The organism is Acetobacterium malicum subsp. dehalogenans DSM 11527 (genome assembly GCF_000472665.1).
Taxonomy (GTDB): domain Bacteria; phylum Bacillota; class Clostridia; order Eubacteriales; family Eubacteriaceae; genus Acetobacterium; species Acetobacterium malicum.
In genome coordinates, this window is the sequence record NZ_AXAC01000017.1 from 68,751 (window position 1) to 92,965 (window position 24,215).

Annotated in this window: 23 protein-coding genes and 1 riboswitch; of the genes, 2 read left to right on the top strand and 21 right to left on the bottom strand. The window is 41.6% G+C overall.

Annotated elements, in window-relative coordinates:
* Positions 1-273 precede the first annotated feature (273 nt).
* The 8 genes from acsE to A3KS_RS0108340 form a co-directional block, all read right to left on the bottom strand.
* Positions 274-1,059: a carbon monoxide dehydrogenase/acetyl-CoA synthase methytransferase subunit gene (acsE, locus tag A3KS_RS0108305; RefSeq protein WP_026394530.1), complete on the bottom strand. Its 786-nt coding sequence runs from the start codon at positions 1,057-1,059 to the stop codon at positions 274-276.
* 68 nt (positions 1,060-1,127) lie between these two features.
* Positions 1,128-2,468 (bottom strand): acetyl-CoA decarbonylase/synthase complex subunit gamma, encoded by a 1,341-nt coding sequence (acsC, locus tag A3KS_RS0108310; protein ID WP_026394531.1) that lies wholly within the window; start codon positions 2,466-2,468, stop codon positions 1,128-1,130.
* A 19-nt stretch (positions 2,469-2,487) separates the two neighbouring features.
* Entirely contained in the window at positions 2,488-3,423 is a 936-nt protein-coding gene (acsD, locus tag A3KS_RS0108315) for an acetyl-CoA decarbonylase/synthase complex subunit delta (RefSeq protein ID WP_026394532.1), read from the bottom strand.
* A 186-nt stretch (positions 3,424-3,609) separates the two neighbouring features.
* Positions 3,610-4,266 carry a DUF3786 domain-containing protein gene (locus A3KS_RS0108320; RefSeq protein WP_026394533.1) on the bottom strand — a complete coding sequence of 219 codons (657 nt, stop codon included), beginning with the start codon at positions 4,264-4,266 and terminating at the stop codon, positions 3,610-3,612.
* Entirely contained in the window at positions 4,266-4,913 is a 648-nt protein-coding gene (locus A3KS_RS0108325; protein ID WP_051355750.1) for a DUF3786 domain-containing protein, read from the bottom strand. Before A3KS_RS0108325 ends, A3KS_RS0108320 begins: the two co-directional genes overlap by 1 nt.
* 28 nt (positions 4,914-4,941) lie before the next feature.
* On the bottom strand, positions 4,942-6,867 hold the full coding sequence (acsV, locus tag A3KS_RS0108330; protein WP_026394535.1) for a corrinoid activation/regeneration protein AcsV: 1,926 nt from the start codon (positions 6,865-6,867) through the stop codon (positions 4,942-4,944).
* A gap of 80 nt (positions 6,868-6,947) precedes the next feature.
* The gene (locus A3KS_RS0108335; RefSeq protein WP_026394536.1) at positions 6,948-7,733 is read right to left on the bottom strand and encodes an ATP-binding protein; all 786 of its coding nucleotides are present in this window, start codon (positions 7,731-7,733) and stop codon (positions 6,948-6,950) included.
* 573 nt (positions 7,734-8,306) lie between these two features.
* A complete protein-coding gene (locus tag A3KS_RS0108340) occupies positions 8,307-9,110 on the bottom strand; it encodes a 4Fe-4S binding protein (protein ID WP_026394537.1) in 804 nt (267 codons plus the stop codon).
* Positions 9,111-9,209: 99 nt separating this feature from the next.
* Between A3KS_RS0108340 and A3KS_RS0108345 the strand changes: the two genes are divergently transcribed.
* The gene (locus tag A3KS_RS0108345; protein WP_026394538.1) at positions 9,210-9,866 is read left to right on the top strand and encodes a Crp/Fnr family transcriptional regulator; all 657 of its coding nucleotides are present in this window, start codon (positions 9,210-9,212) and stop codon (positions 9,864-9,866) included.
* Positions 9,867-9,881: 15 nt separating this feature from the next.
* Here the strand turns inward: A3KS_RS0108345 and A3KS_RS0108350 are convergent, their stop codons facing one another.
* The 11 genes from A3KS_RS0108350 to A3KS_RS0108400 form a co-directional block, all read right to left on the bottom strand.
* Positions 9,882-11,213: an HdeD family acid-resistance protein gene (locus A3KS_RS0108350; RefSeq protein WP_026394539.1), complete on the bottom strand. Its 1,332-nt coding sequence runs from the start codon at positions 11,211-11,213 to the stop codon at positions 9,882-9,884.
* Positions 11,214-11,591: 378 nt separating this feature from the next.
* Positions 11,592-12,347: an ABC transporter ATP-binding protein gene (locus A3KS_RS0108355; RefSeq protein ID WP_035355708.1), complete on the bottom strand. Its 756-nt coding sequence runs from the start codon at positions 12,345-12,347 to the stop codon at positions 11,592-11,594.
* Positions 12,334-13,416, bottom strand: a complete 1,083-nt coding sequence (locus tag A3KS_RS0108360) for a FecCD family ABC transporter permease (protein ID WP_026394541.1) — start codon at positions 13,414-13,416, stop codon at positions 12,334-12,336. The genes A3KS_RS0108355 and A3KS_RS0108360 overlap by 14 nt, the downstream gene beginning before the upstream one ends.
* Positions 13,417-13,420: 4 nt before the next feature.
* Entirely contained in the window at positions 13,421-14,509 is a 1,089-nt protein-coding gene (locus A3KS_RS0108365; RefSeq protein ID WP_026394542.1) for an ABC transporter substrate-binding protein, read from the bottom strand.
* Between the two features lie 30 nt (positions 14,510-14,539).
* Positions 14,540-15,352 carry a class I SAM-dependent methyltransferase gene (locus tag A3KS_RS0108370; protein ID WP_026394543.1) on the bottom strand — a complete coding sequence of 271 codons (813 nt, stop codon included), beginning with the start codon at positions 15,350-15,352 and terminating at the stop codon, positions 14,540-14,542.
* Between the two features lie 48 nt (positions 15,353-15,400).
* Positions 15,401-15,925 (bottom strand): FmdE family protein, encoded by a 525-nt coding sequence (locus tag A3KS_RS0108375; protein ID WP_026394544.1) that lies wholly within the window; start codon positions 15,923-15,925, stop codon positions 15,401-15,403.
* A 273-nt stretch (positions 15,926-16,198) separates the two neighbouring features.
* Entirely contained in the window at positions 16,199-16,972 is a 774-nt protein-coding gene (locus A3KS_RS0108380) for an ABC transporter ATP-binding protein (protein ID WP_026394545.1), read from the bottom strand.
* The gene (locus tag A3KS_RS0108385) at positions 16,969-18,006 is read right to left on the bottom strand and encodes a FecCD family ABC transporter permease (protein ID WP_026394546.1); all 1,038 of its coding nucleotides are present in this window, start codon (positions 18,004-18,006) and stop codon (positions 16,969-16,971) included. Before A3KS_RS0108385 ends, A3KS_RS0108380 begins: the two co-directional genes overlap by 4 nt.
* A gap of 36 nt (positions 18,007-18,042) precedes the next feature.
* The gene (locus A3KS_RS0108390; RefSeq protein WP_026394547.1) at positions 18,043-19,131 is read right to left on the bottom strand and encodes an ABC transporter substrate-binding protein; all 1,089 of its coding nucleotides are present in this window, start codon (positions 19,129-19,131) and stop codon (positions 18,043-18,045) included.
* 36 nt (positions 19,132-19,167) lie between these two features.
* Positions 19,168-20,760 carry a nitrogenase component 1 gene (locus A3KS_RS0108395; protein ID WP_026394548.1) on the bottom strand — a complete coding sequence of 531 codons (1,593 nt, stop codon included), beginning with the start codon at positions 20,758-20,760 and terminating at the stop codon, positions 19,168-19,170.
* Positions 20,757-21,599, bottom strand: a complete 843-nt coding sequence (locus tag A3KS_RS0108400) for a nucleotide-binding protein (protein WP_026394549.1) — start codon at positions 21,597-21,599, stop codon at positions 20,757-20,759. Before A3KS_RS0108400 ends, A3KS_RS0108395 begins: the two co-directional genes overlap by 4 nt.
* A gap of 90 nt (positions 21,600-21,689) precedes the next feature.
* Positions 21,690-21,879, bottom strand: a riboswitch (cobalamin riboswitch).
* Between the two features lie 92 nt (positions 21,880-21,971).
* Here A3KS_RS0108400 and A3KS_RS0108405 point away from each other — a divergent pair.
* Entirely contained in the window at positions 21,972-22,904 is a 933-nt protein-coding gene (locus A3KS_RS0108405; protein WP_026394550.1) for a LysR family transcriptional regulator, read from the top strand.
* Positions 22,905-23,013: 109 nt separating this feature from the next.
* Here A3KS_RS0108405 and A3KS_RS0108410 read toward each other — a convergent pair whose 3' ends face one another.
* Together A3KS_RS0108410 and A3KS_RS0108415 are read right to left on the bottom strand one after the other, a co-directional pair.
* The gene (locus A3KS_RS0108410) at positions 23,014-23,601 is read right to left on the bottom strand and encodes a class I SAM-dependent methyltransferase (protein ID WP_026394551.1); all 588 of its coding nucleotides are present in this window, start codon (positions 23,599-23,601) and stop codon (positions 23,014-23,016) included.
* A 10-nt stretch (positions 23,602-23,611) separates the two neighbouring features.
* Positions 23,612-24,103 carry an ECF transporter S component gene (locus A3KS_RS0108415; RefSeq protein ID WP_051355751.1) on the bottom strand — a complete coding sequence of 164 codons (492 nt, stop codon included), beginning with the start codon at positions 24,101-24,103 and terminating at the stop codon, positions 23,612-23,614.
* Between the last annotated feature and the right edge of the window lie 112 nt (positions 24,104-24,215).

Consider the following 24,215-nt stretch of genomic DNA (forward strand, 5'->3'; position numbering starts at 1 on the left):
TAAATTTTATAATTTATATCAACGCACCCGTTTCGTATAAAAGTTATTTTTTACGTATTTGTAAAAAGTTTCGTCATATTGAAAAAAATAGTCAGAATTCCCTTTACAAACATTGTTAAATGTTATACAATGTAGGTGAGTGATACATTATACATAGTTGTTTGCTCCTGACCTTCATCTTATCTTGTGCGGCAAGTGATGAAGTGTGGTCGGGGGCTTTTTTTATTGAGTATTTTCAAATACCTGTTTTATTGATTTAAAAAGGTATTCTAATTAAAACTCGAAAACTGAATCTGCATAAAGGATATTATTTTTGATAATATCGCAAGCTACGATAGTTTCCATTAATCGTCGGTCACATGGATTAACGATTGCAGAACTGAATCCACATTTCATTGCCATAGCCACAGTTGCTGAGTCTAATAATGGACGAATATGTTTTGGCGCACCGTTAGATACGTTACTTAATCCGCCAGTTGTTAACAAGCCCATGTCAGTAATCATTTGGATTGCTTCTAAAATATCAACTAATTGATCTTGCATTCCTTTGATAACGATGAATAATGGGTCAAACCATAAATCAGTTGGCTCCATGCCACGTTCCATACCACGTTCTAATAATTGTGAACAGTACATAATACGTTCGTCATTATTAGCTGGTACGCCATCTCCTGAGCAAAGAGCGATTACCATGGCGTCATTAGCTGCTGCTAAATCCACATATTCAATACGGTCGCCGGCATCAGCAGAGTTTACGATTGGTTTTCCTTTTGATCGGTTATAAACCTGAATACCAGCTTCAATTGCTTTCATGTTCGCTGTATCCAATGCGATTGGCACATTATCAAAGTTTTCCTGGAGTAATTTAACACCCCATTGCATTAATTCTTCGCCGCCTCTTTCAGCAGGTCCGATGTTTAAATCTAAGTAGTCTGCACCAGCATCTAATTGTTCTTTTGCTCTTAAAAGAATTGGTTCTGGATTTCTATCTGCAAATGCCTGACGAATTGCTGGAGAAATACAGTGAATTCTTTCACCAATAACCATGAATTTTGACATATTGTTCCCCTTTCAAATTGAAAAAATGTTTAGGTGTGTCCGGGAATAACCCCGGACACAGATTGATATTATGCTTGCATATCTCTTAAGAACTTAGGTAATTGCATTGCTTCGTTTGGTCCAACGATTACTTCCCATTCAGGCAGTAATTCAGCTAAATCGCCTTGAAGTACAGCAACTTTACCTGGTAAGATTAACTTACGAGAGGTAGTAATGCTGGCAACATCAGCTTCTTTAATGAAGTTAGCAATAACTGAAGAACCAAATTTACCAGCAGCCCAGGCAGTAAGAACTGAGTAACCACCAGCATCTGGAATTGCCAGGTAAGCAGGAACTTTAGATCGTTCAATTTCACCAGCAACAACAAAGTAAGATAATGCGAAGTCAACTGTTACAAGAACTGGATCTTTACCGGTTGGTTTGTTGAATTCATAAACCTTAGGTTCAACACGCATTGGTTTTTGAGGATCTGTAAAGATATTTTGTCTTAAACCAAACAGTGGTAATGCTGCATTGAAATCTACTTCATCCATTACGATGATTGAACCGTAACGAAGAACGAAAGCAGAAGCCAAAGCAATTTGCAGGTTAATGTTGCCTGGTGCTAATTTGTTTGTAAATACTACTGAAGGATATCCGAAAGTACGGTCATTTCCTTTAATAGCTGCAGTACGAATATCAACTGCGTTAGCATAAGCTTCTTTGATGGAAGCTTCGCCGACATTTAATACAAGGTTTTTGTATCCTAATTTTTCGATTTCTTCAACTAAATCGTGTAGTGCTTCAATACTATCTGCAGAAACACCAAGAACAGCATCTGCAGCTTTAGCTACTTCTACCATTGCTGCCGCGTTATCTTTGGTTGCACCCATGATAATCGCTTTTGCGCCTGCAACTGCAACCGCTGCTTTTGCTACTTCAGCATCAACTGTAACGATCATTGGAATTTTGCCACAATCAGCTACTTTTTTAACAAGAGCAACAAATTTGTCTTTGTCAGCTGCAAAACGAACTGCAACAACTTCAACAAACATTGGTTCACTAATTCGTTCATATTTAACTTTTTCAAGTTTAGCACATGCAGCATCAACATCAGCATCACTCATTGCATCTGATAATTCAACTGCAAATAAGTTTTTGTTAACTAATGTTTTTTCATGTCTGAATAAAACAGTTTCGCCACCAAGAGCTTTTTCAGTTTCGCCAGAACCAACTTTGATTGTTTTCATTGGTGGAGCTGTTGCTTCTGATAATAATTCTTTGGATTCTTCTGAAATATAAGGACATTTTTCGATGGGAACTCCACCGGTAGCTGCTTTCATTGAGAAAGCCATACATGTTGGGAAACCACACTCTTTACAGTTTGACTTAGGAGTGAGTTTGAAAATATCTAAACCTTTTACTGCCATTTGTATTCGCCTTCCTTTCCTAACCTACTAATCCAGCAACTAAAGCTTTAATAGTTTTAGCTGATTCTGGATGTCTTACAACGATTGCGTTTGATCCGCCAACAACACAAGCTGCTGCTGTCGATACTTCCATACCAATCCCACGCGCTTCTTGATCGCCCCATTCTGGTGCATCTTCAATTGTGGAAACGGCTTCTTTAACGCCCCATGCTTCGCCAGAAATGTTTGTCATAATTGGCATTTGTAAGGATTCATCGTTTTGACCCAGGCCGGCCAGTCGAATACGATCCATGGTTGAAGCAACATACTCAAAGCCGTAGCCTACAGCTGCTGATCCAACATCCATGATAATGTCTTTGCTCTTAACACCCAATTGTGTTAATAAGATATTTAATTGTTTTGCCAGGTTGATATCTACTGAAGATTCAGCGGCTACTTTTTGACCGTAAGCCATTCCACCAGCAGCACCAATTGTTTTGTAATTATCTTCTACTGCAGAGAATAAAACAACATTTTTTCCTTCAAGCGCTTTAGCTACTTCTTCTAATAACTTCGCATCTTTTTCGGCGTTTTTACATCCTTCTACAACTAAAGGTACGTTGATTGCAGCTTCTACTGCTACAGCTGTTGCAACACAGTTTGCAACTGATGCATCAGCGCCGTTTGGATCTGCACTTTCAAGTTTAATTAACAAGAAATCAGCACCTGATTTTTCTACTGCTGCTTTTGCTAAAGCTGCTGGATTTTTAAGATCATCACCGTAAATTGTTCCAAAGCAATCTGCCCACTCATCGGTGGTGTCTGAGATTGCGATTCCAACTGCGGTCTTGAATCCTTCAGTACCTAAAAATGGTAATGAGTTTTCTCCACCTATGCTGATAGCTGCATCTCCTACACCTAACTCGCATACGTTGATCTTGCCACTAAATTTTTGTTCCACTTTTTTGTATGGCATTTTTTTGTTTCCTCCTAACCTGTTACCTTTTTTCAAAATATTTATTTCAAAGCTTCACACTTTAAAACCAAATTAAAACCATTACATATTCTACAGCTTTTTACCTGTATATATAAGTATACACAGATTGTACTATATTAGTTAAAAGTTTGTCAATTAATTTTCGGCATTTTTCTAAAATTTATCCTAATTTTTTTTAGAGTCTAAAGAGAAAGTAAAGGTTTTCAACGAAATCATTAAAACATCTCCTAAAATTGCTAAATCTTTAATGTTGAAGATGTCTGTTAATTTTTTATCAAATAGTATCTGGGCCTCTGCTTCAAACTCATCATCCCCAAACCATAAAATCCAGACGATATCAACTCCGGGTGTCACCGTGAACTGCCAGGAAAGATCTCCTTTGCCATAGGTTACGGCTTTTTGAAAACTCATATAATTTTTAAGATGTTCCGGCATTTCATTACCGATTTGTGCGAAAACCTGGATGCAGCGTTTATGAAAATTGGAATAATATAAGGGACCATCCGGGAATTCTTTGAAGCTGATCCATTGACCCGTAGTGTCTTTCCCGTTGGCATTCATTAAGTATCTTAGTATAAAAATTTTGACAGAATAATTATCAAATTCCTGTCCCTGGGCATTGAGAACAACGCCGCTGGGATATTCAACAAAATAAGTTTCTTCCAGGACGGTTATTTCAAACCGCCCATTTTTCGGATCGTAGGGGCAAAAAGATTTTTGGCTCATCTCAAAAGGATCATAATTTTTAAATAAATCACGATTGATGATATAACTGCTTTCCGAAAAATGGGGATCAATATCAAGTATTTTCGATTGTTTCATTATTTCTTGCTGAGTTCTTTGAGTGCTGGAATGAAAATATCACCCATCACCGCCATATCCTCGGCACTGAAGGCACTGGGGAAATTGGCGTCAAACAATATTTGTGCTTCCGGCGGGAATTCATCGTCACCAATCCATAGAATAACCGTCATAAACATATTATTAATGACTTCAAAACGCCACGACAGATCCCCGATTTTTTGGGGTTCAGCATCCAGAACGGCCATGGCTTTTTTCAAACCGTCAAGATTATAGTTAAAGGTAAAGGCAAAACGTTTTAGACAGCGTCCCTCAAAACAGGGATAATAAATATTTCCACCTGAAACATCGCGATAGGCAATATTTTCACCGGTGGCCTTAACCCCTTTGGCATTAATCAGATAACGTAAAATCATGGTTTTCAGTTTATAGTTATCAAAATCCTGTCCAGCCATATCCGTTACATCACCTTGAGGATAAGCAACCTTGTAAGGGGTACCCATCAGGGTAGCGGTAAAATAACTGCCTGCTTCGTTGTAGGGACAGGTGCTGTTTTCGGCGATCATATGGGGATCGTGGTCTTTTAATAAACCCTTATAGTGTTCATAGGGTATTTTATCTTTTCTTTTCTCTTCAATTGCGGTTTCATCCCGTAACGTATTTTCCATTCAAAATCTCCTATTTTAGTTTTCCATGTTAGCTTTCTAACGAGGGAAATAAATTCATATTGGTATGAGGAATAAAGCATGCCGAGATGAATTCATCCATATAGGTCGGGTGAACGCTTAATTCCATGTATGTCATATTTTGTGATATTTCCCGAATCTTGTCTTTTCCCTCACTGAGGGTCAAGGCCAGATAGCATCCCTGCATCGAGCTATTGCCAATATAATAATATTTTTCCACTGGGATATCTGGCAGCATTCCCAGGGCTATGGCGTTGGTGATATCCAGATTGGTCCCGATGCCCCCGGCAACATAAATGTTTTCCAGGACGTCGATGGGCATATCCAGGCTTTCCATCAAAATATAAATGGCCGAGAAAACAGCTCCTTTGGCTTTGATAAAGCTGTCGATATCAATTTCAGTAATATAGATATCTTTTGAGCCATTATCCAATTCTTTGGAATAGAGATAGTATTGGCCAATTCCGTATTCATCAAATTTGATCCGGGGATGATCAAGATCCCGTTCCATTCGACCCTTGCCATTAATAATACCGGTTCGCTTCATTTCACAAATTAAGTCGATAATCCCCGATCCACAGATTCCCACTGGGCTGACATGACCAATGGTATTATAAAAAGGTCTTAAATCTTCTTCATTGATGGTGACTTGTTCAATGGCGCCCGGCACGGCCCTTGTACCACAGCTGATTTCTCCGCCTTCAAAAGCCGGTCCGGCCGAACAGGCACAGGTCATCAGAAAATCTTTGTTGCCAAAGACAATTTCGCCGTTTGTTCCCAGATCTACCAGCATCGTAAAGTCTTCCCGCATCCATACCGGTACGGCAAAGACGCCGGCAGTAATATCGCCGCCAACGTAGCTGGCGACCGATGGGGCCAGATATATTTTTCCTTCCGGATTAACATTGATCCCCAACTCGGCACATTTCATTTCGGGAATGTCATTGATGGCCGGGATAAATGGCTCACGTCTTAAATAATCGGGATTTAATCCCAATAACAGGTGATTCATGGTGGTATTTCCCGCGGCACAAACTTCATAAATATCTTCTTTGTTGATACCGACAGTCTTGACCATCTTCTCGATCAGATTATTAATACTCTCATCAACGATGGCATGGCGAAGGTTTTCTAATCCGCCAGGCTTTTCAGAATAGACAATGCGGTTGATAACATCAGCCCCGTATTTAACCTGGGCATTACCCATGGAAGCTTTTGTTAAAATCTCATTGGTATTCATATCCACCAGACAGGCTGATACAGAAGTTGTTCCGATGTCCAGCGCGATGCCATAAAGCACCGACTTTTCGCCGATAGCTGGTTTGACATCGAGAATTTCGGCCACTTCCCGTCGTTTCAAATAGACAACTTCAATTAAAAAATCATTTTTTCTAAAAGCATCCGGCAATTTTTTGATCACATTCAAACTGATGGCGATATCTTCATAACCTAAATTCTGTTTAAAATAAAGTTTTAGCCGATCTTCATCGGCACTATTATCCTCAATGCTCGGGCATGGCAATTGAATGATCTCTGACCAGAGCCGACTGGCATTGGTCATGCCTTCCTTAATCATTTTCTTGCGAACGTATTTGATGTTCTTATTTTCGTTATTTGACAGGTCGGTGATCTGCATTTCGTTTACAAAAGAAGATGCTAAATCTGGTACTTCCACCTCGATATCTTCAATGATGGTTGCATTACAGGAAAGAACGATCCCGTTGGCCATTTCTTCCTCAGAAATATGTCTGGTTTTTTCAGTTTTAACCTGACCCGATCCAATTTTCACCTTACATTTACCGCAGGTCGCATTCCCGCTGCATGGTGAGTCAATCATGACACCGGCTCTTCTGGCTGCTTCCAGTAAGTTCTCTCCATCGCTTGCAATTAAATCAACCGTTCTTTTTCCTTTGATATTAAATCGTACCTTTTTCATATAACAATCTCCCCTTTTCCGCAGTTTCCGTCTAAAAGGGCTGGATACCAGCCCCGTTTGTTATTTAAAATCTATTTTATCTATTTTTTGCCGTTTTTGATAATTTCCAATTTATTGACAATATCTCTTAAGGCAACCTTGGCTGGTGAATCAGCGGGTAGCTGAACCAGTGGTTTACCATAAGCGTCATATTCAAAAACATTTTGATCCAATGGCACGACACCAATCAGGTCAAGACCCTGATTTTTGATTTCTTCGGCGGTTCCTTCGTTTAAAACACCATCAGGTGCCCGGTTGACGATCAGTTTGATCACCGGTACTTTTAGTTTAAGTTCGCTAACCAGCTCTTTAATTCGGCCAACCGCCTGAATTCCACGACGGGAACAGTCACTGACAAGAATCAGCATATCAATTTTACCAAGGGTACCCCGGCTTAGATGTTCCATCCCAGCTTCGTTATCGACGATGATGTATTGATAATTTGTTGCCAGCATATCAATTTGGGTTTTCAAAATTCCGTTAACGTAACAGTAACAACCGGCTCCCTGGCTGCGACCCATAACCAGCAGATCATAACCATTTCCTTCAGCAACCGCCTGATTTAAACGGAGTCTTAAGAAGTCTGTTTTGGTCACACCAGGAGGCAGTGGAACACCTTCCATTTCAGCCCGATTTACTTCTTCTTTGATCTCCCCGATGGAAAGATCCACCTCTTCCCCCAGCACTTCGTTGAGGTTTGCATTGGCGTCCGCATCTACTGCTAAAATAGGACCCAGACCTTCTGCAACTAAATATTCAATAAGCATACCGGTAAGACTTGTTTTACCAACGCCACCTTTACCTGCAACTGCAATATTAAAAGCCATAATGTTTTCCTCCATTATCGTTTCCCCGGTCAATTTTCTTTAACCAGTGTATGTTATTATCACTGATTTTTCAACAGGAAAAATTCGTATTTTGTCAACTTGTATATATATGTATCGACAGGGCTATCATATCATAATCATTCTGATTTTACAACAGAACTTTATCATCTAAAGCTCAAATTAAGGTCTTTGTAAAATATTTTTTGCCAACTTCTGCAAAGGTTTACGAAACCTTGATAATTCCTGTGATTTTTTTACGATTTGTCTTTGTTTACACATTTAAAATGCGTTTCATTTTCGATCTTTAACCGACCATATTCTTCCATTTTCAAATTAAAAAAGCCACATCCCCGGAGATTTGGGATATGGCCGTATTTTTTAGGCAACAAATTTTAGAACAAAATTTTATCGGTAGGACGATTAGTTGGAGTTAATCGCTGTTCACCTATCGTTATTTATTCCCTCAGTTGAGGAAAAATATCAATTCAAAACAGCATGAATTATTCTTTTACCGAAACAGCAGGGATAATATTTCTACTCATTCCTGTAATATATCATAATTTACGATGCTTTTTAGACATTTTCCAGAACGTTTCCATCTGTAGTGACCGTTAATACCTGCCAGGGAATCATTTTTCCAGAATTCTGGAGCGCCGTGGTAACCGCTGCTGTGATCCCGCCGCAACAGGGAACTTCCATTCGTACAACAGTGACGCTTTTGATATCATTAAGCTTTAATATTTCGGTCAACTTTTCTGCATAGTCAACAGCATCCAACTTCGGACAGCCAATTAAGGTAATCTTATTTTTGATAAAGCGATTATGAAAATCGGCATAAGCATAGGCGGTACAATCTGCGGCAATCAACAGGTGGGCACCATTGAAATAGGGTGCATTAACCGGGGCCAGCTTAATTTGAACTGGCCATTGTCGCAATTGAGATTCAGGTGCTGCTGTTGCCGCCGGTTTCTCCACAGCCGCAGTTTCCCGAACAATTGCCTTCGAGGAGGAGCCGGGGCATCCACATGCCAGTGGTTCCAAACCATCGTCTGCAGCTCCACTCTCACGGACAATGGTTTTTGCCTGAGTTCCCGGACATCCAGCTGCTTTTTGGGCGCCATTGTTTTGCGTTGCTTCTTTCTTTTTCATATTTTCCAAAACGGCGGCCTCGTCATAAGCTGCCGCTTCCCGTTCCACAAAGGTGATTGCCCCGGTGGGACAGCTTGGTAAACAATCTCCCAATCCGTCACAGTAATCATCTCTTAATAATTTTGCTACCCCATCAACCATTCCAATGGCACCTTCATGACAGGCTTCGGCGCATAATCCGCAACCATTGCACTTTTCTTCATCTATTGTAATTATTTTTCGTATCATCTTTTTTTCCTCCCTGGAATATCGTGTATTGATTTCTTGAACCAATCATAATATAATCTACCCAAAACCACTGTTGCATATGCAACGCAAAGGGATATTATGAATAAAAATTTAGATGTTTTAAGAAAAGTTAAATTATTTGATGGGATTGATGAAAACCTCGAAGCCATGCTTCAATGTCTGGGCGGTGAGGAAAAAACCTATGACCGGGGGGAAATCATCCTGCTGACTGGTCAGCCGGTGCCCGCTGTTGGTGTCGTTCTATCCGGAGAAGTCCAGGTCATTCAAGAGGATTATTATGGTAATCGTTCCATTCTCACCGAACTAAGTCCCAGTCATATTTTCGGGGAAGCATTTGCCAGTGCCGGCATTAAAGAAAGCCCGGTAACTGTGCTGGCTAAAACCAATACGACAGTGATGTTTCTGGGGATCGAACGGATTATTAACACCTGTCCCAATTCCTGCATTTTCCACAATCACCTGATTGAAAATCTGTTAAAGATTTTAGCCCGGAAGAATATTCTACTCAGCAATAAAAACCAGTTATTATCACGTCGGACTATTCAGGATAAGGTTCTTTCTTATCTATCGCTGCAGGCCGAAAAAAAAGGAAACCTCGCCTTTGAGATCCCCTTTACCCGCAATGAGTTGGCTGATTTTTTATGTGTGGACCGCAGTGCCCTGTCCCGGGTTCTTTCCAAACTTCAAAAAGAAGGAACCATTGAATACACCAATAATCATTTTAAGCTGCTTTAAAATTCAGCTGCACAGCTACACCGGGTTGATTTCTGCGTTCTTTTCCATGTTGTTTTCAATATCCTGATACAAGGTCCGGGATACCACAATGGAATCCCCCCGGTCGTAGAGACGATCCAGATAATCCAGATAGGCCCCGGGAGTAATAATACCATTAACCTTGATCAGATCGATCCCCGTTTTACCGACAATGGTATCCACCAGCTTGACACAATTGGTGCCCAGGGCATAATAGGTTTTGAATTCATTGCCCTGCTGAAATTTATAAAAACTGGCTTTAGCGTCATTATAAAGCTGACTGGAAACATCCTCAAAGTCCTTTGGACTTCCTTCAATTTCGCCCTTTTCCGCCTGTTCCGCCTTTGGTTCCCAGGGAAGCACCTGAGAAAGAAGGTTATCCAATTGATCCTGGACACCCTTTTTTTGTTCCGGGGTCAACGAAAGACCATAACCCATCAAGATTTTCTTTTCGACTTTCAAGGCCTGTTTAACATGTTCGGCTTTAGGCATTTCAACCAGAACGCCATCGGCTAAAAATCCGCCCAGTTTCCAGGTGGAGTCATCATAATTACCATAACTGTAAACATTCGCGCCGATGGATGCATCCACATGTCCCATTCCCGGAATCAACCCTTCTTTGGTATGGATAAAAATCTCCATGTCAGTGGTTCGTTCAATCGTGTGGTCTTCCAATAGCAATAAAGCATCCGGTTCTTCTTCCACCAGTTCATTGACTTTTTTCAACATCCGCATTGGTAAAAAGGCTGCAAAAACCAATGGCAGGGTTACCCGCATGTGTTTCTTGGCTTTTTGCGCCCCGTCATTGTGTCTCATTAAGCTGACCAGGGCATCACCAAAAATATTAAAGGCAAAAAAGATCAGATAGATTCCAAAAATGATTCCAAACAACCGTCCGGTGGTAGCAAAAAAAGCCATATCAATGCCCAGTCCGATATAGACCAGGGCCACCAGTAGGGTCCAGACCCAGGGCGCTCCGTCATTTTTTAGTTTCAAACTGCTGATCAAGACAAAACAGCCGATGATGATCCCCAACATCCCCACTGCAAAACTGAAGGGTCCTTTGAGAAACTGAGGATAGGAATAGACAAAAATCCCGCCAAGGATACAAAGCAATCCGATGCCAAGCTCTTTAAATTTACTTTCATCCTTTTTTAGAAGAATCGCTGACAGATACATAATTCCCACGACGATCAGCATAATCGACATGCTCATCATCATAATATCCCAGGCAAGGTTAACATTCAGTAGCATAATCATACCGCCAATAAAAACTGCGATGGATATTAACAACCAAACAACCGGTGCTGTATTTTTGAACGCTGACATAAGAACAGACCTCCTTGGTTTTTCTTTTATTTTATCAGAATTCACCACTATCGACAATCGTATTATTTAGATCAACGACAATAAAAAAACCCTGGTTCAACAAATTATGCTAAAGTCAGGTCAACGGCAAGCCCCGTACCGACCAATTGTTAATCTGTTGTTCGCCACACCATGCGAAATCCGCTACGCTCCTTTCGCATTGGTCGAGGGCAGTCGCCAACTACAAGCAAGCTTGTGATTGGCTCGTTGCCTTCGCGCAAGATCGGACAGGCTATCGCCGTGTCCGCCTTGATGCGTACAACATGATGTAACAATTGTCGGTACTAGCTCTTTACTATTCCCTATAATATTCGTGATGTCAGCTAGATTTTTTTCTATTCAGGTTAAGGGAATCACGACTTTCTGATTTTGATAAGATTCGACGGTGACAGGAACCTGATAGACGGCACCGATATTTTCGGATGTCATCACATCCATTCCGCCATAACAAAAAATCTCATTATCTTTGAGAAAGAGGAACCGATCACAATACCGCAATGCCAGGTTCAGATCGTGGATCACAATGACCACGGCAATGTCTTTTTCTTTGGTAATGTTCTGGATCAGTTTTAGTACCTCCAACTGGTTCTTGAGATCAAGACAGCTGGTGGGCTCATCTAGTAGCAGCACCTTTGGCTCCTGAGCCAAGGCCCGGGCGATCATCACCTTTTGCAGTTCCCCGCCGCTTAACTCATCGATATAACGCAGTGAGAATTTTTCCAGCGACATGCTGGCAATAATCTTTTCAACAATCTCGTAGTCTTCTTTTTTAGGTGCCAATTTAATATAGGGTTTTCGGCCTAGTAAAATGGCATCATAGGCGGTAATGCGGCTGCCTTCGCTTTTCTGGGCGACATAGGCCGTATTTTTGGCGATATCGAGTCGTGTCATCTTGAGAATATCAGCCTCATTTACAACTACCCGGCCTTTTTGGGGTGAGATAATCTTATTCAGACACTTTAGCATGGTGCTTTTGCCGGCACCATTATTACCTAATATCGCTACACATTCGCCATTGGCAACATCAAATTCAATGTGATCCAGAATTTTTCGGTTGGATCGATATCCAAATTCCAACGCATCAATTTTCAGCATGATGACCAACTCCTTTAAATATCAGATATAAGAATAGCGGAGCCCCCAGAAATGAGGTAATGGCTCCGATGGGCAGAATAACCGGTGAAATGATCAGTCGGGCAAAGGTATCGCTGATCAGCAGCATCAGCGCCCCCATTAAGGCTGATGCTGGTAATAAATAACGGTAATCATTACCAACGAAACGACGCATGATATGGGGGGCAATCAAACCAATAAAGCTAATGATTCCGACAAACGATACAATCGTCGCTGCTGTCAGGGAGGCCACCGTCATCCCGATCAGCCGCACCCGGGAGACATTGACCCCCAAACCGGTGGCTGTATGTTCGCCGCATTCCAGGGCATTGTAGTTCCAGCGGTTAAACATAAAATAAATCAATGCGCTAAAAGTCACTACAGCCGCCACCTGAATATTTTGCATACTGGCCCGGCCCAGATCCCCAAAGGTCCAGAACACAATAGCGGCCATCTGAACATCCGAGGAAAAGTATTGAAGCAACGCCGTTGCTCCAGCAAATAACGAACTGAGGGCTACCCCGGCCAGAATCATGGTTTCCGGAGAGGCCTTCCGGGCTTTGGATAAACCTAAAATCACAAAGGTTACAAACATCGAAGCTAGAAAGGCACAGGTACTGGTTAAGTACGGGTTATTGACTGTCACCGCATCAGCAGTATTTCCCATCACTGTTCCACCACCCAAGAAAGTGATGGCAATGGCAGCTCCGAAAGAAGCCCCCTGGGAGATCCCCAGGGTCGATGCCGATGCCAGAGGATTTCTTAAAATACTCTGCATGACACAGCCAGCGGCGGCCAGACCGATGCCCGATATAATGGCCATCAGAATCCGCGGTAACCGGATATTAACGGTTACCAACACATTTTTTGCCGCCCCAAATCCAAATAATGCCTTGAGTACTTCCGTGACCGGAATATCTGCGGAACCGGCAGATATGGCAAAAAGAGCGGTCAGAAATGTCAGTATCAGCAGCGTTACAAGGGTCAAAACCTTGCGGTGAACGTATTGATCATAATTAACGCCGCAAGCTGTCTTTTTTTTGTTGTCCATTTTTTTACTTGCCAATTGTCAGCGGACCAAAGCCCTGACCGGCTGCTACGTATTTTGAATACAGTTTTTCTCCCAACAGAAATTCAAAAATTTCGTCAGTTTTCTTTTCAATATTGATATCCTTGAACTTATCCGGATAAATAACGGCACCAGCATAATAGGCATCAGCCAAGGCAATTTCGACATTGGTATAATTATTGTTGTAAGCCAACTGGGTATAAACCTTGTTGTTCTGCACTGCTTTTAGTGAGCTGAAAAAGTCTGGATTCTGAGCATATTGTTCGTTAACCAGATCCATGTTTTCTGGATTCAGGAAAATAATTTCCGGATTCCAGGCTAATACCTGTTCCAGATCCACGGTAAAAGCGGTCTTTTGACCCGTTTGATCAACCACGTTATTGGCATTGATTGCCACGAAGGGACCGTAATTCCCGCTGGTTCCATCAAAGCCATGTTTGCCTTTGAAATTCAGGGCACCATTATATACCGAGATACGGCTAGCTTCCGGAATGTCTTTGGTTCGATCATTGAGATCTTTTTGCGCGGCATCCATAAATTCATTGACTTCTTTGGCCCGGTCTTCTTTGCCCAGTACCTGACCAATAATATCTATCGAAGCGCTCATTTTTCCATCAAATAATCCGGGACTGGCTACTGCCACCACCGGGATGCCCGTTTTGGCCTGTAATTCATCGGCCTGAGTGTAGTCTGACACGACAAAAATTACATCGGGGGCCAATTTGATGATTTCTTCATCAAAGGGAACAATTCCACCAGAGCCGCCTTGACCAATTTGAGCTATCGATGCAAAATTGGGATTAACTAGGGTGTATGGACGAGTTAATTGCTGAACATTGTCCATATCGGTCCCGCCTTTTACCAGATCAACCGCGTCCATATAGGTTAGCAGCCGCATCACCCCAAGCGACCCGACACTGTCGATTTCTGCCGGCACTTCCACTTGTCGGCCCAAGCTATCGATTACAACCTTCCCGGTCGCTTCACTCTTAGTGGTCTCTGCTTTTGTATTGGTGCAACCCGCAAAGGTTACAATCATCATAAAACTCAATAAAACCGCTACTATTCTTTTCATTTCATTCTCCTGATTTTTTTAATTCTTACTTTATACTTTCCAACAGATTGTCACAATCGTTGTTTCCACATTTTCTTCGACGTAACCATCTGTTGAAATGGATACTAAATAGTCCCTAATTTTCATTTCTTCTTCCTGAGTCAATGCCCGGTAGGACTTCATCCGATTGGCATACAGCTTATAAGCCGCATCGATGGGTTTTTTCATATCCCAGAGTTGCTCTTCATAATGCATTTCCGGTAGCATCCCCTGAAGCCAAAGTAGTTCCAGTGCATATAACACCTCGATATCCGCCGATTCTTTCTTTTCTTCAATACCTAACATTTTTCGGATGGCATCAGAGACAGGATCTTTTCGTTTAATCGGCTTTGTCAAAACACAATGTCCCTTGCTTGCTTCGTTAAGTTTCAAAAAGGTATGAGCATTTCGTACTGCTGGCGTCATATTGGCAATAACCAGATCAAACTTCCCTTTGTAACCCATACTTTCAAGATCTGAGGCATGCCAGTCGTTGACAAAGAATTCGACATTTTCTTTACTTAATTCGCTTTTCTTTTCCGTTGCTTTTTCGATCATTTTAGGGGACAAATCCAGTCCAGTTACCCTATGACAGGCATCAGCAAGCGCAAATGAATATTTCCCGGCACCGCATCCCACATCAAGGATGCTTCCGTCTTTGTTAATCAACTTTTTTTCTGCGATCATTTTCATTAAGAAACTATTCTCTTTTGTTGGCATTTCAAACTCAGCAAATTGCTGAGCCATGGAATCCCACATTTCGACGCTCGCCGCAACATCTCTTTCATGATAATCCCACTTCTGTTTTACATCTTCTATATTCAAATTTTTCCTCATTTATTCTTGAATGAATTCTGTATTGGAAGTCTACTGCTAGATACCTCGGGTATAAGGATTAGAACAATCCACACAGAGTTTTTTGCCATTTTCCAGACGAATCATGTGCTCGGCGGTCTTTTCGCCGCATTCTTCGCAAATCACACTCTGAAAAATCCGAGCTCGTTCCGGCAATTCATAATCTGGAGTTTTAAAGTCAAATATTTTACTGGCATCCGGCTCATTTAAAATATAAGCTTCCATTTCATCTCGTTCCATTTCCGGCAGGGCTTTTAATACCAGTCTGATCTTTTCTCCGGTATTCCGATTAAAAAAAGTAAAGGCCTGTTTCCCACGATTTCTAAAAATCAAATTTCCTTTACCCGCACTACATCCAAGAATGACTTGTACTCCATCAACGCCGCAGGCATCATTTTCAGTGATACAAACAACATCTTCATCTTCTGAAAATGAAATACTAAGTGCCTTAATGGCTTCCTGTGATGCTCTCACCCCAATGGCCAATCCGGGACAATGATGTCCGTGAAACGCTACTGATTTTTCCCATAATTTCTGATTCATTTTGTTTTTCTCCTTTAATTTCCAACAAAAAAAGCCAACAAAACACAACTCCTTTCAAGGAGTAAATGCCTTATTGGCTTATTTTTTATTCGATATGATTAAACTATCGTTAGTTTACCCTAATTATAAACATTTGTCAATAACTTATTCAACTACCTGAAGCAACTATGATAAGAACTATCTGCACAAAAATTCATGCAACCTATTAACCTTGCCATAAAGATGAATTTTATCTATCACACACCTATATAAAGCTACCCCTGTCCTAAACAGCTAGGCACCCGCAGTACAGATATTACGATTAAGCTGGTCTGAGTAAAACAGATGCACCGGTTCATTGTAGAGATTGCTTAACAATTCTTCCGATAAATATTGATCCACCACTCCGATTTCAAAGGCTCCTGAGCGATTGAGCACTCCGACTCGTCCACCAATAAAAAACACCTGATCCGGATTGTGGGTTGTCATAATAACACCATAACCCTGATCCGACAATTTTTTAACCAGTTTCATGGTTTTGATCTGATTCCCAAAATCCAGATGGGCGGTCGGTTCATCCAGTAAAATAAAGTCCGGCTCCTGGGCAATGGCTCTGGCAATGGTAACCAGTTGTCGTTCCCCACCGCTTAACTGAGTATAGGCTTTGTTCCTAAGATGGGTAATTCTGACCAGTTCCATCGCTTCTTCAATTACCCACTGATCCTGCTGATTCAGTTTTTTAAAGGCGCTTAAATAGGGAGTTCTGCCCATGGCAACAAATTCTTCAACGGTAAAGGCATAGGTCGGCTGATGAATCTGGGGCACATAGCCAATCTGCTTAGCAAACTGTCGCAGTGACAAATCTTTAATATTATCCTTTTCTAAGAAGATTCCCCCTTGTGTCGGCTCACTCAGATTGCCAATGCAATTCAGCAAGGTCGATTTTCCAGCACCGTTGGGTCCCAATATAGTAAATATTTCACCCTTTTTTAGACTGAAATTGACCTCTGTAAAAATCTGTTTGCCGTTGGGATAGGCAAACCCCAGTTCAGCGATCCTTAAATTCATGACAGATTCATCCTCTCTTTTTTTAACAGATAAAAATAGAACGGTGCGCCAATCAAACCGGTTAAGATACTCAGCGGTAATTCTGCGCTGGTGATGGTTCTGGCAATGGTGTCAATAATCAGTAAAAAGATTCCTCCCAGGACAAAAGAAACTGGTAATAATTTCATATTATTGGGGCCGACAATCAATCGCCCCAGATGTGGCACTACCAGACCAACCCAGCCGATTGTTCCACTAATACAAACAGAACTGGCTGTCAATAAGGTGGCGCAGATAATGACAATCCGCCGGGTGGTTTTCACATTAATTCCCAGGCTTCGGGCTTCCGTCTCACCTAATGACAGCACATTGATTTTCCAACGCAGTACCATGATAATGATAATTGCAAGGATCATCGCCGGTGCCACCATCAGGATACTCTTAGGCAACACCTTGGCGATACTGCCCATCTGCCAGTAAGTTATTTCAGCCAATTCCGTTTCCGGATCGGCAATATACTTAATGATCCCCATAATTGAACTCATCAGTCCGCCGACAATAATCCCTGACATAACCAACATCATATTGGAGCTGTTTTTAATCAGCTTCGGAGCCGTTGTTGTTAACGCCACTGCCAGAATACCGCCGGCAAAGGCACCAATCTGAATACCAAAGGTTCCGATGCCAATTAAAATTGCAATGGCGGCTCCAACGCAGGCGCCAGAAGATACCCCCAGCAAATCCGGCGATACCAGAGGGTTTTGAAAAACCCCCTGATACACGGCTCCCGATAAAGCCAATGAACCACCCACCAGAATCGCTGCTACAACCCGGGGAAAACGGAGCGTCATTACGACGCTTTCCACATTCACATCCCCGACTTGGGGAATTGGAAAAATATTGGCCGCCAGCACATGGATCACTTCTGGTATTGAAATAGGAAAACGTCCCATACATAATGAAACAATCACCAGGGCTCCCAAAATTACGATTAACAGCACCAGCAAAGCTGAAAAATTCAAGCGATTTTCTTTAAAACTTATATTTTTTAACATTTAATACAACTTTCTGATTTTGCTGTCACCGTCGACTTAATTATTTACATCGACTTTCAAAATCGTATCAATATTTTCATCAGTCAGATCACGAGAAAAGAACTCTTTATAAAAGGCCTTCAGATCTTTACGGATATCGTAATCTTTAAATAGTTCCGGTTGTTGGATACTACCCATCCACTTAAGCATCAGTGGTGTTTCCACGCAGGGGGCATCATAACGCAATATTCCCACTGGTGTTTTATAAACCCGATGGTTTTTAACCGCATCGATATTGCTCCAATCCTGACCTTCAATTTTATTCCGATACAGGTCTTCAGGCATTGTTTCATCAAAATTTGAGAGATAGATAATCTCCGGATTCCACTCTAGGATTTGCTCCATATTCACTTCTGACCATTTTTTATCGAGTCCGGATGCAACATTAGTTCCACCGGTTAATTGAAGTAAATAATTATTGATGTTTTTCGCACCAGCCACGCTTAGTTTACTGTTCTGTAAATACAACACTTTCTTTTTCGTCACGGTGTCAAGTTTAGCTTTCTTGTCGATAAAATAATTTTCTACCTCAGTGTGATAATCTGTCAGTTTTTCAGCTTCATCCTCTTTTCCTAACACCTGACCAACAAGCAGCAGATCCTTTTTTAAGTCATCCAGGTTTTCAGCATAATTCAGCATTACTGGGGTAATCCCGACCGCTTTTAATTGTTCAGCTTCAGCCGTCTGATCATTCCAGATAAAGGCGATTTCTGGTTTTAAATTCATTAACGCTTCCACATTGATGGCAAAGTCTTTGGTGATTTCTGCCGTTGAAATAGTGGCAAAAGCCGGATCAAGGTTGGGCATAAAGCTGCCCTTATATTGAGCCATTGCGCTGGGATTAATCGATACGATCCGCTCGCTACCGCCGTCAATGGTCCACATCGCCGATGCCCAGGGAATCGGGGTAATGGCAACCTTAGTGATGGTTTCCGGTAATTGAACCTCATTCCCACCCTGATCCACCACGGAAGTCAGTTTTTCCGGTGTTTTACTTTCCGACTCCTTCGCCTGACCGCTGCAGCCAGCAATGGCGATACACATAATCAAACAGATACACATAACCAGTAACAATCTTTTTTTCATCTCTTCTACTCCTTAGTATTTCTATTTTTTCTTAATTTAAGCAGTCACTTTATTTGAAAAGAAACTTTTTAAATAAGCATAGCCTGTTTGTCCCATGTATTGATAATCCAGCTCCATAAACGCATTGCCGCTGAGGCTGGGATACGGCATGGGAATAAATTTAAAATTTTGTGTTATACCGTTAAAACTATTTTGATAAAGCGGATCACCAATGACGTGGGTAACAGTCATCTGCTGCAAATCCAGATCAGTGATTTTCATTCCCCGGATGGTTGTTATTCCAAAATCATTCGGGATCGCTGTCTCAAGCTGATCCAGGATTTCATTTCTTCCCAGAAGCAGCACCTGGAAAGTTGGGAATTGCTGCGGCTCTTTATTCAAGTAATACGATTCTGGAATCGCTGTTTTTAACAACTCACCAACGTCTCTCAGCCACCGATTAAAGCTATCAATACCGATCGGAATCTCAAAAAGATAGGGTATTTGAAACATCTCCTCCATCCATTTTGCCATACTCAGACCTTGTCTGGAAAAAACAAGATTGAGCTCAGCTTCCGAAGCCGTTTTAAAAGAATCCAGACTCTCGTAACCGAGAACGTTCACCGTATAACCCAGCGACGTCAGGCAGGTTTCAATTTCATGAAAGTGTTGCCTTTTTCCAAACAAAAACGGATTATAACCAATAATATTGATCCGCTTTTTCTTTATTCCAACTTTTTTTAAAGTCTCTCTGGCGATTTTTAATAGCGCTTTTGCAGCGCCTTCTTCGGCCGTTTGAAAACCGTTGGTATCAATTGTAGCGGTTATTGCAAACAGATCACTCGCCTGTAAATAATGATCATTCATCCCGGTCATAAAGGTAACGGGTGTGCCAATGGATAGAAATAATTCAATTTCTTTGGTTTGATGATTCATTTGAAATCGCTTCTTAATGGCTTCACCGATCTCATTTGTGCAGCCATTAACCGCCTGCAAGTCATCAAATCGGGAAAAAATAAACTGATTGTAATTAAGCCGATCAACGGAACTGGGACAGTTAGCACAACCAGAGCCGGTCAATAAAAATTGACACACAGCTGGATCATCAGGGAATAAGGATAGCACCCCGCTATAATCTGCGGCCAGCGGTGGCAATTCACAGACATCTGCATTTTTTGATAAAACCAACTGCCTAGTTTTAACAAAATCCTCAATCTTTGCTGCAATCTTATCTAATCGTTGAGACGGACTGGTTTTTCGTTTCTCCATGGGACCACGTTTGAAAATCTCAACGGGAATTTTCCGGGGATTATCAAGCCCCTGGATCATCGTGTCAAAATCGGTCTGACTGAGTAGATCCGGACATGAAACATAAAGAATAATACCTAGATGGCAGGCTTTTCGTAACGCCGTTTCAATAAGTCCTTTGATTTTATCCAGATAATCTCCAAAGGTGTAATCTAATGCGCTAATGGGAATGAGCTTGAGTTTGGACAACTGCCCACATTCCAAGGCTCTGAAATATAAAATGCGAATACAGGTTGGCGGGCCGATAGCCACCACTAAGGTATCCGGTATCGCAAAAATCCGTTTAGCCATTGCCATATCGCCTAGATTATCGACTGACGCTTCAATGGCGATGCTGCTCATCTGCTGATTTCCTGGTTCTTTACTGAAACAAAATCAAAGAGGGCTTCCATTGCTTCATCATCAAGAGGATGGGAGTCACAAGCAGTGACCTCGCAAAACAGATCCTTTCCTAAGTTCTCAATAACCTCTGAAATAGGAGCCTGAGGATCGGCCTCAATCATAGTATTTCTTTGATACTCGGCCATCTTTATCGCCTGGTTTTGTTCAATAGAGGCAATCAGATGACTTTCGGTCATTTGAATAAAATGATCAACCACATCTTTATCGGTTTTGGAGGTCCAGCGATTATGGATAAAACCGCCGAATAGTTTTTGCGCCGGGGTTTCGTAGTGTGCAATTCCCTTTAAGATATTATTGGCTGCGTACAAAGACATAAATTCTGATGAAGTAACAATATATACCGTATCAACACACTGCTTGCGCATCGGAATGGAAAAACCACCACAGACCACATCACCCAGCACATCATAGACAATGAGATCCCAGTCCATCGCAAATACTTCCAGCTTTTCCAAGGTCTCGATCACCGCCGAAATACCCATCCCGGCACAACCGATCCCCGGTTCTGGGCCGCCAGCTTCAACGCACGTGACACCGTAGGCTCCCGCAAACAAAATATCCTCTTTATTCAGCTGCTCCCCTTTTTCCTTAAGTGTTTTCAAAACGGTGGGAATCCGTCGCTTCACTAGAATCCGGGTCGAATCCGATTTAGGGTCACAGCCGATATGAAGCACCTTTTTCCCAGCTTTTGACAACGCTGCCGATACATTGGCGGCAATCGTCGATTTACCAATCCCTCCCTTGCCATAAAATGCGATCCGTTTGTTGTCTAGATTCATTTTCCCTCCAATAAAAAAAACTCTTCTGAATTATTAGACAGAAGAGTTTTATTATAAAAATAAATCCCTCGCCCAATAATCCGTTAGGCTTGGTTATGACAAAATATAGAAGCATCCTGGCTTAAGATCATCGCCTGCTGTAACAACTTCCCAGAAATTTCTTTCCAGTGTTGATCAATTTACAGCGGCTCACTTTTACAGTGGCGGTACCGCATCGGATTTTAACCGATTTTCATACTATACTTTGTTATTCAATTGTGACGTATTATATCACAAGTAAGGGGGACAAACAATTGAGCGGTTCTAGTAATTTCCAATTGCCAGCTATCAATATTTTTGATAGTATAGGGATAAATAAACAGGAGGAAACCAATGATTTCACTACAGAATATGAAATACATGATCGAAATTTCGAGGCATCAGTCGATTTCGGCGGCAGCCAAAGCGCTCTATATTTCCCAATCCACCTTATCCACAGCGATCAAAGAAGTCGAGCTTAGCCTGGGGATTCTGTTATTCAAGCGAAACAGTCGTGGCGTTGAATTAACCTATGAAGGTCAGGATTATCTAAACCATGCCAGGGATATCGTCGAGCAGGCCGAATATCTGGAGCGACGTTATCAGCATCAGAAATCAATCCCGATGCGCTTTTCCGTCTCCACCCAGCGGCTGCCTTTTTCGACCATGTCTTTCATCAAAATTATCGATGAAATCGGCTTGAACCGCTATGATATTGCCATTCGAGAATGTCCAACCCACGAGGTCATCCATGATGTGGCCACCCGCCGCAGCGAAATCGGTGTCATGTGCATTAACGATCATTACCTGAATACCATGCAGAAACTTTTAGATACCAGCAATCTTTCATTTCATATTCTGGGGAAAATAAAATCCTATGTTTTTTTAAGAAAACTGCATCCCCTCGCTAAAAAAGAATCGCTAACTCTTGATGACCTGAAGCCCTACCCCTTTGTCACCTATGATCAGGGCGATGACAATCTTCTTCATTTTTCGGAAGAAATAGTCTTTAATGAAATCCTGGATAAAAACATTCACGTTATTGACCGTTGCACCAAGATTGCCCTAGTTCGCGGTACCGATTGTTTCAGCATCGGTCCTGATCTGACCAACAGTGATGGTGACAAGATGCATTCAAAATCAAACGAGATTCAGACGATCGAATTTTCCGAGCACAATCAGATTTTACACGCTGGTTATATCATGCGCCGTGAACATACCTTAAGTGGTATCGGGCTGCGCTATATAGCTACTTTAGAAAATAAAATTAATTGTTTAACAATCTAAATAACCTGAATACAAACCGCATCACAGATATAGTTTGTATTCAGGTTATTTTTACAAAAGCAGCCTCTAATTCAGTCAAAGCAATATACTTCTTGCTGATTACTTTGGTTTATCTCTTTTTCCCGGAAATGATATAGATTTCATCCGTATCAACGAGAATATCAATCTCAAATACTGATTTAAAGTAATTGGACTCGCTTGGCGCATCTTTTAGTGAAGCTGAGACTTTTCGGACTTTATCTCCAGAATGCCTACTATTAATTGTTTCCTTACTTTCACTATGTGCAATCATAAAACGACCCTGGGGATTCAGACTCTCGACAAGACGCCGGACGAACGCTTCCTTATCCAAAAAGTGTGGATACGCACTATATGCGATTGCAAAATCAAATCCAGTTTGATCAAACTCGTAAAAATTAGCCGCTTCAAATCGAACCTGATCATCAGTATGATTTTTTTGCGCCTGGGCGATCATCAATTCTGAAAGGTCGATGGCAATGACTTCAGCGGGCTCAGTCTTTAGTAAATACGGTATCAGTACCCCAGTTCCGGTCGCAATATCCAGAATGCGACTATTTTTTTTAATATTCGCCAGAGTCAGAATTGCTGATATTTTTTGGGAATTATGATGACACATGGTGTCCCACTTATTTGCAACGCTATCAAAATATTCTTTAGTTGATTGACAATGATTCATTTGAGCACTCCTATGCATTTAATTTTATTGGTTGTAAAACAACACGGCTTTTTTCAAGCGCAATGACCAATAATGGAACGATGACAATTTGCAGGATAATTCCGGGTATCGATGTTACAAAAGCCCCGGTTAAAAAGAGTTGTACTCCATATTCTTTTCCCGCCATGCCATAAAAAAGGGTCGATGCAAGACCAGATACGATGCGTCCTGCCAGCATGGAACCAATTAATGCAACATAGATATTTAAATTAAATTTCCGATACAGGAGACCTGACAAGGCTCCATAAGTGCCAAGTTCGAACATCATGGATAAACCCACCGGGAAAATGGGCGGCATCCCTGTTAAAATGGAGGATAGCAGAGGGGTAATGACACCACAGACTAAGCCATACTGCCAGCCAAAGCAAAGGCCACATAGTAAAACGGGAATATGCATGGGTAAAAAAACCGATCCTGCACCGATAGCGTGAAACAACTGCGGAAGTAATAGCCCAAGGGCCATACAAAGGCCTGTACCAAGGGAGCGTTTCAAGTTTTGTGTATTTGCGAAAATTGATATAGAATAGAGTATTTAATTAAGGGGCAAGGGCATTGAAATGACGCTTGCCCCTTAC

What these genes read in the sequence shown, in the direction of transcription:
- A3KS_RS0108335 (WP_026394536.1), bottom strand. Translation starts at nt 7,733, where the DNA reads ATGGCTTTTAATATTGCAGTTGCAGGTAAAGGTGGCGTTGGTAAAACA.
- A3KS_RS0108415 (WP_051355751.1), bottom strand. Translation starts at nt 24,103, where the DNA reads ATGGCCCTTGGGCTATTACTTCCGCAGTTGTTTCACGCTATCGGTGCA.
- A3KS_RS0108320 (WP_026394533.1), bottom strand. Translation starts at nt 4,266, where the DNA reads ATGAAACAATCGAAAATACTTGATATTGATCCCCATTTTTCGGAAAGC.
- A3KS_RS0108325 (WP_051355750.1), bottom strand. Translation starts at nt 4,913, where the DNA reads ATGGAAAATACGTTACGGGATGAAACCGCAATTGAAGAGAAAAGAAAA.
- A3KS_RS0108355 (WP_035355708.1), bottom strand. Translation starts at nt 12,347, where the DNA reads ATGCTGAAAATTGATGCGTTGGAATTTGGATATCGATCCAACCGAAAA.
- A3KS_RS0108400 (WP_026394549.1), bottom strand. Translation starts at nt 21,599, where the DNA reads ATGAATCTAGACAACAAACGGATCGCATTTTATGGCAAGGGAGGGATT.
- A3KS_RS0108410 (WP_026394551.1), bottom strand. Translation starts at nt 23,601, where the DNA reads ATGAATCATTGTCAATCAACTAAAGAATATTTTGATAGCGTTGCAAAT.
- A3KS_RS0108380 (WP_026394545.1), bottom strand. Translation starts at nt 16,972, where the DNA reads ATGAATTTAAGGATCGCTGAACTGGGGTTTGCCTATCCCAACGGCAAA.
- A3KS_RS0108375 (WP_026394544.1), bottom strand. Translation starts at nt 15,925, where the DNA reads ATGAATCAGAAATTATGGGAAAAATCAGTAGCGTTTCACGGACATCAT.
- A3KS_RS0108345 (WP_026394538.1), top strand. Translation starts at nt 9,210, where the DNA reads ATGAATAAAAATTTAGATGTTTTAAGAAAAGTTAAATTATTTGATGGG.
- A3KS_RS0108365 (WP_026394542.1), bottom strand. Translation starts at nt 14,509, where the DNA reads ATGAAAAGAATAGTAGCGGTTTTATTGAGTTTTATGATGATTGTAACC.
- A3KS_RS0108340 (WP_026394537.1), bottom strand. Translation starts at nt 9,110, where the DNA reads ATGATACGAAAAATAATTACAATAGATGAAGAAAAGTGCAATGGTTGC.
- acsE (WP_026394530.1), bottom strand. Translation starts at nt 1,059, where the DNA reads ATGTCAAAATTCATGGTTATTGGTGAAAGAATTCACTGTATTTCTCCA.
- A3KS_RS0108405 (WP_026394550.1), top strand. Translation starts at nt 21,972, where the DNA reads ATGATTTCACTACAGAATATGAAATACATGATCGAAATTTCGAGGCAT.
- A3KS_RS0108390 (WP_026394547.1), bottom strand. Translation starts at nt 19,131, where the DNA reads ATGAAAAAAAGATTGTTACTGGTTATGTGTATCTGTTTGATTATGTGT.
- A3KS_RS0108350 (WP_026394539.1), bottom strand. Translation starts at nt 11,213, where the DNA reads ATGTCAGCGTTCAAAAATACAGCACCGGTTGTTTGGTTGTTAATATCC.
- acsV (WP_026394535.1), bottom strand. Translation starts at nt 6,867, where the DNA reads ATGAAAAAGGTACGATTTAATATCAAAGGAAAAAGAACGGTTGATTTA.
- acsD (WP_026394532.1), bottom strand. Translation starts at nt 3,423, where the DNA reads ATGCCATACAAAAAAGTGGAACAAAAATTTAGTGGCAAGATCAACGTA.
- acsC (WP_026394531.1), bottom strand. Translation starts at nt 2,468, where the DNA reads ATGGCAGTAAAAGGTTTAGATATTTTCAAACTCACTCCTAAGTCAAAC.
- A3KS_RS0108395 (WP_026394548.1), bottom strand. Translation starts at nt 20,760, where the DNA reads ATGAGCAGCATCGCCATTGAAGCGTCAGTCGATAATCTAGGCGATATG.
- A3KS_RS0108360 (WP_026394541.1), bottom strand. Translation starts at nt 13,416, where the DNA reads ATGGACAACAAAAAAAAGACAGCTTGCGGCGTTAATTATGATCAATAC.
- A3KS_RS0108385 (WP_026394546.1), bottom strand. Translation starts at nt 18,006, where the DNA reads ATGTTAAAAAATATAAGTTTTAAAGAAAATCGCTTGAATTTTTCAGCT.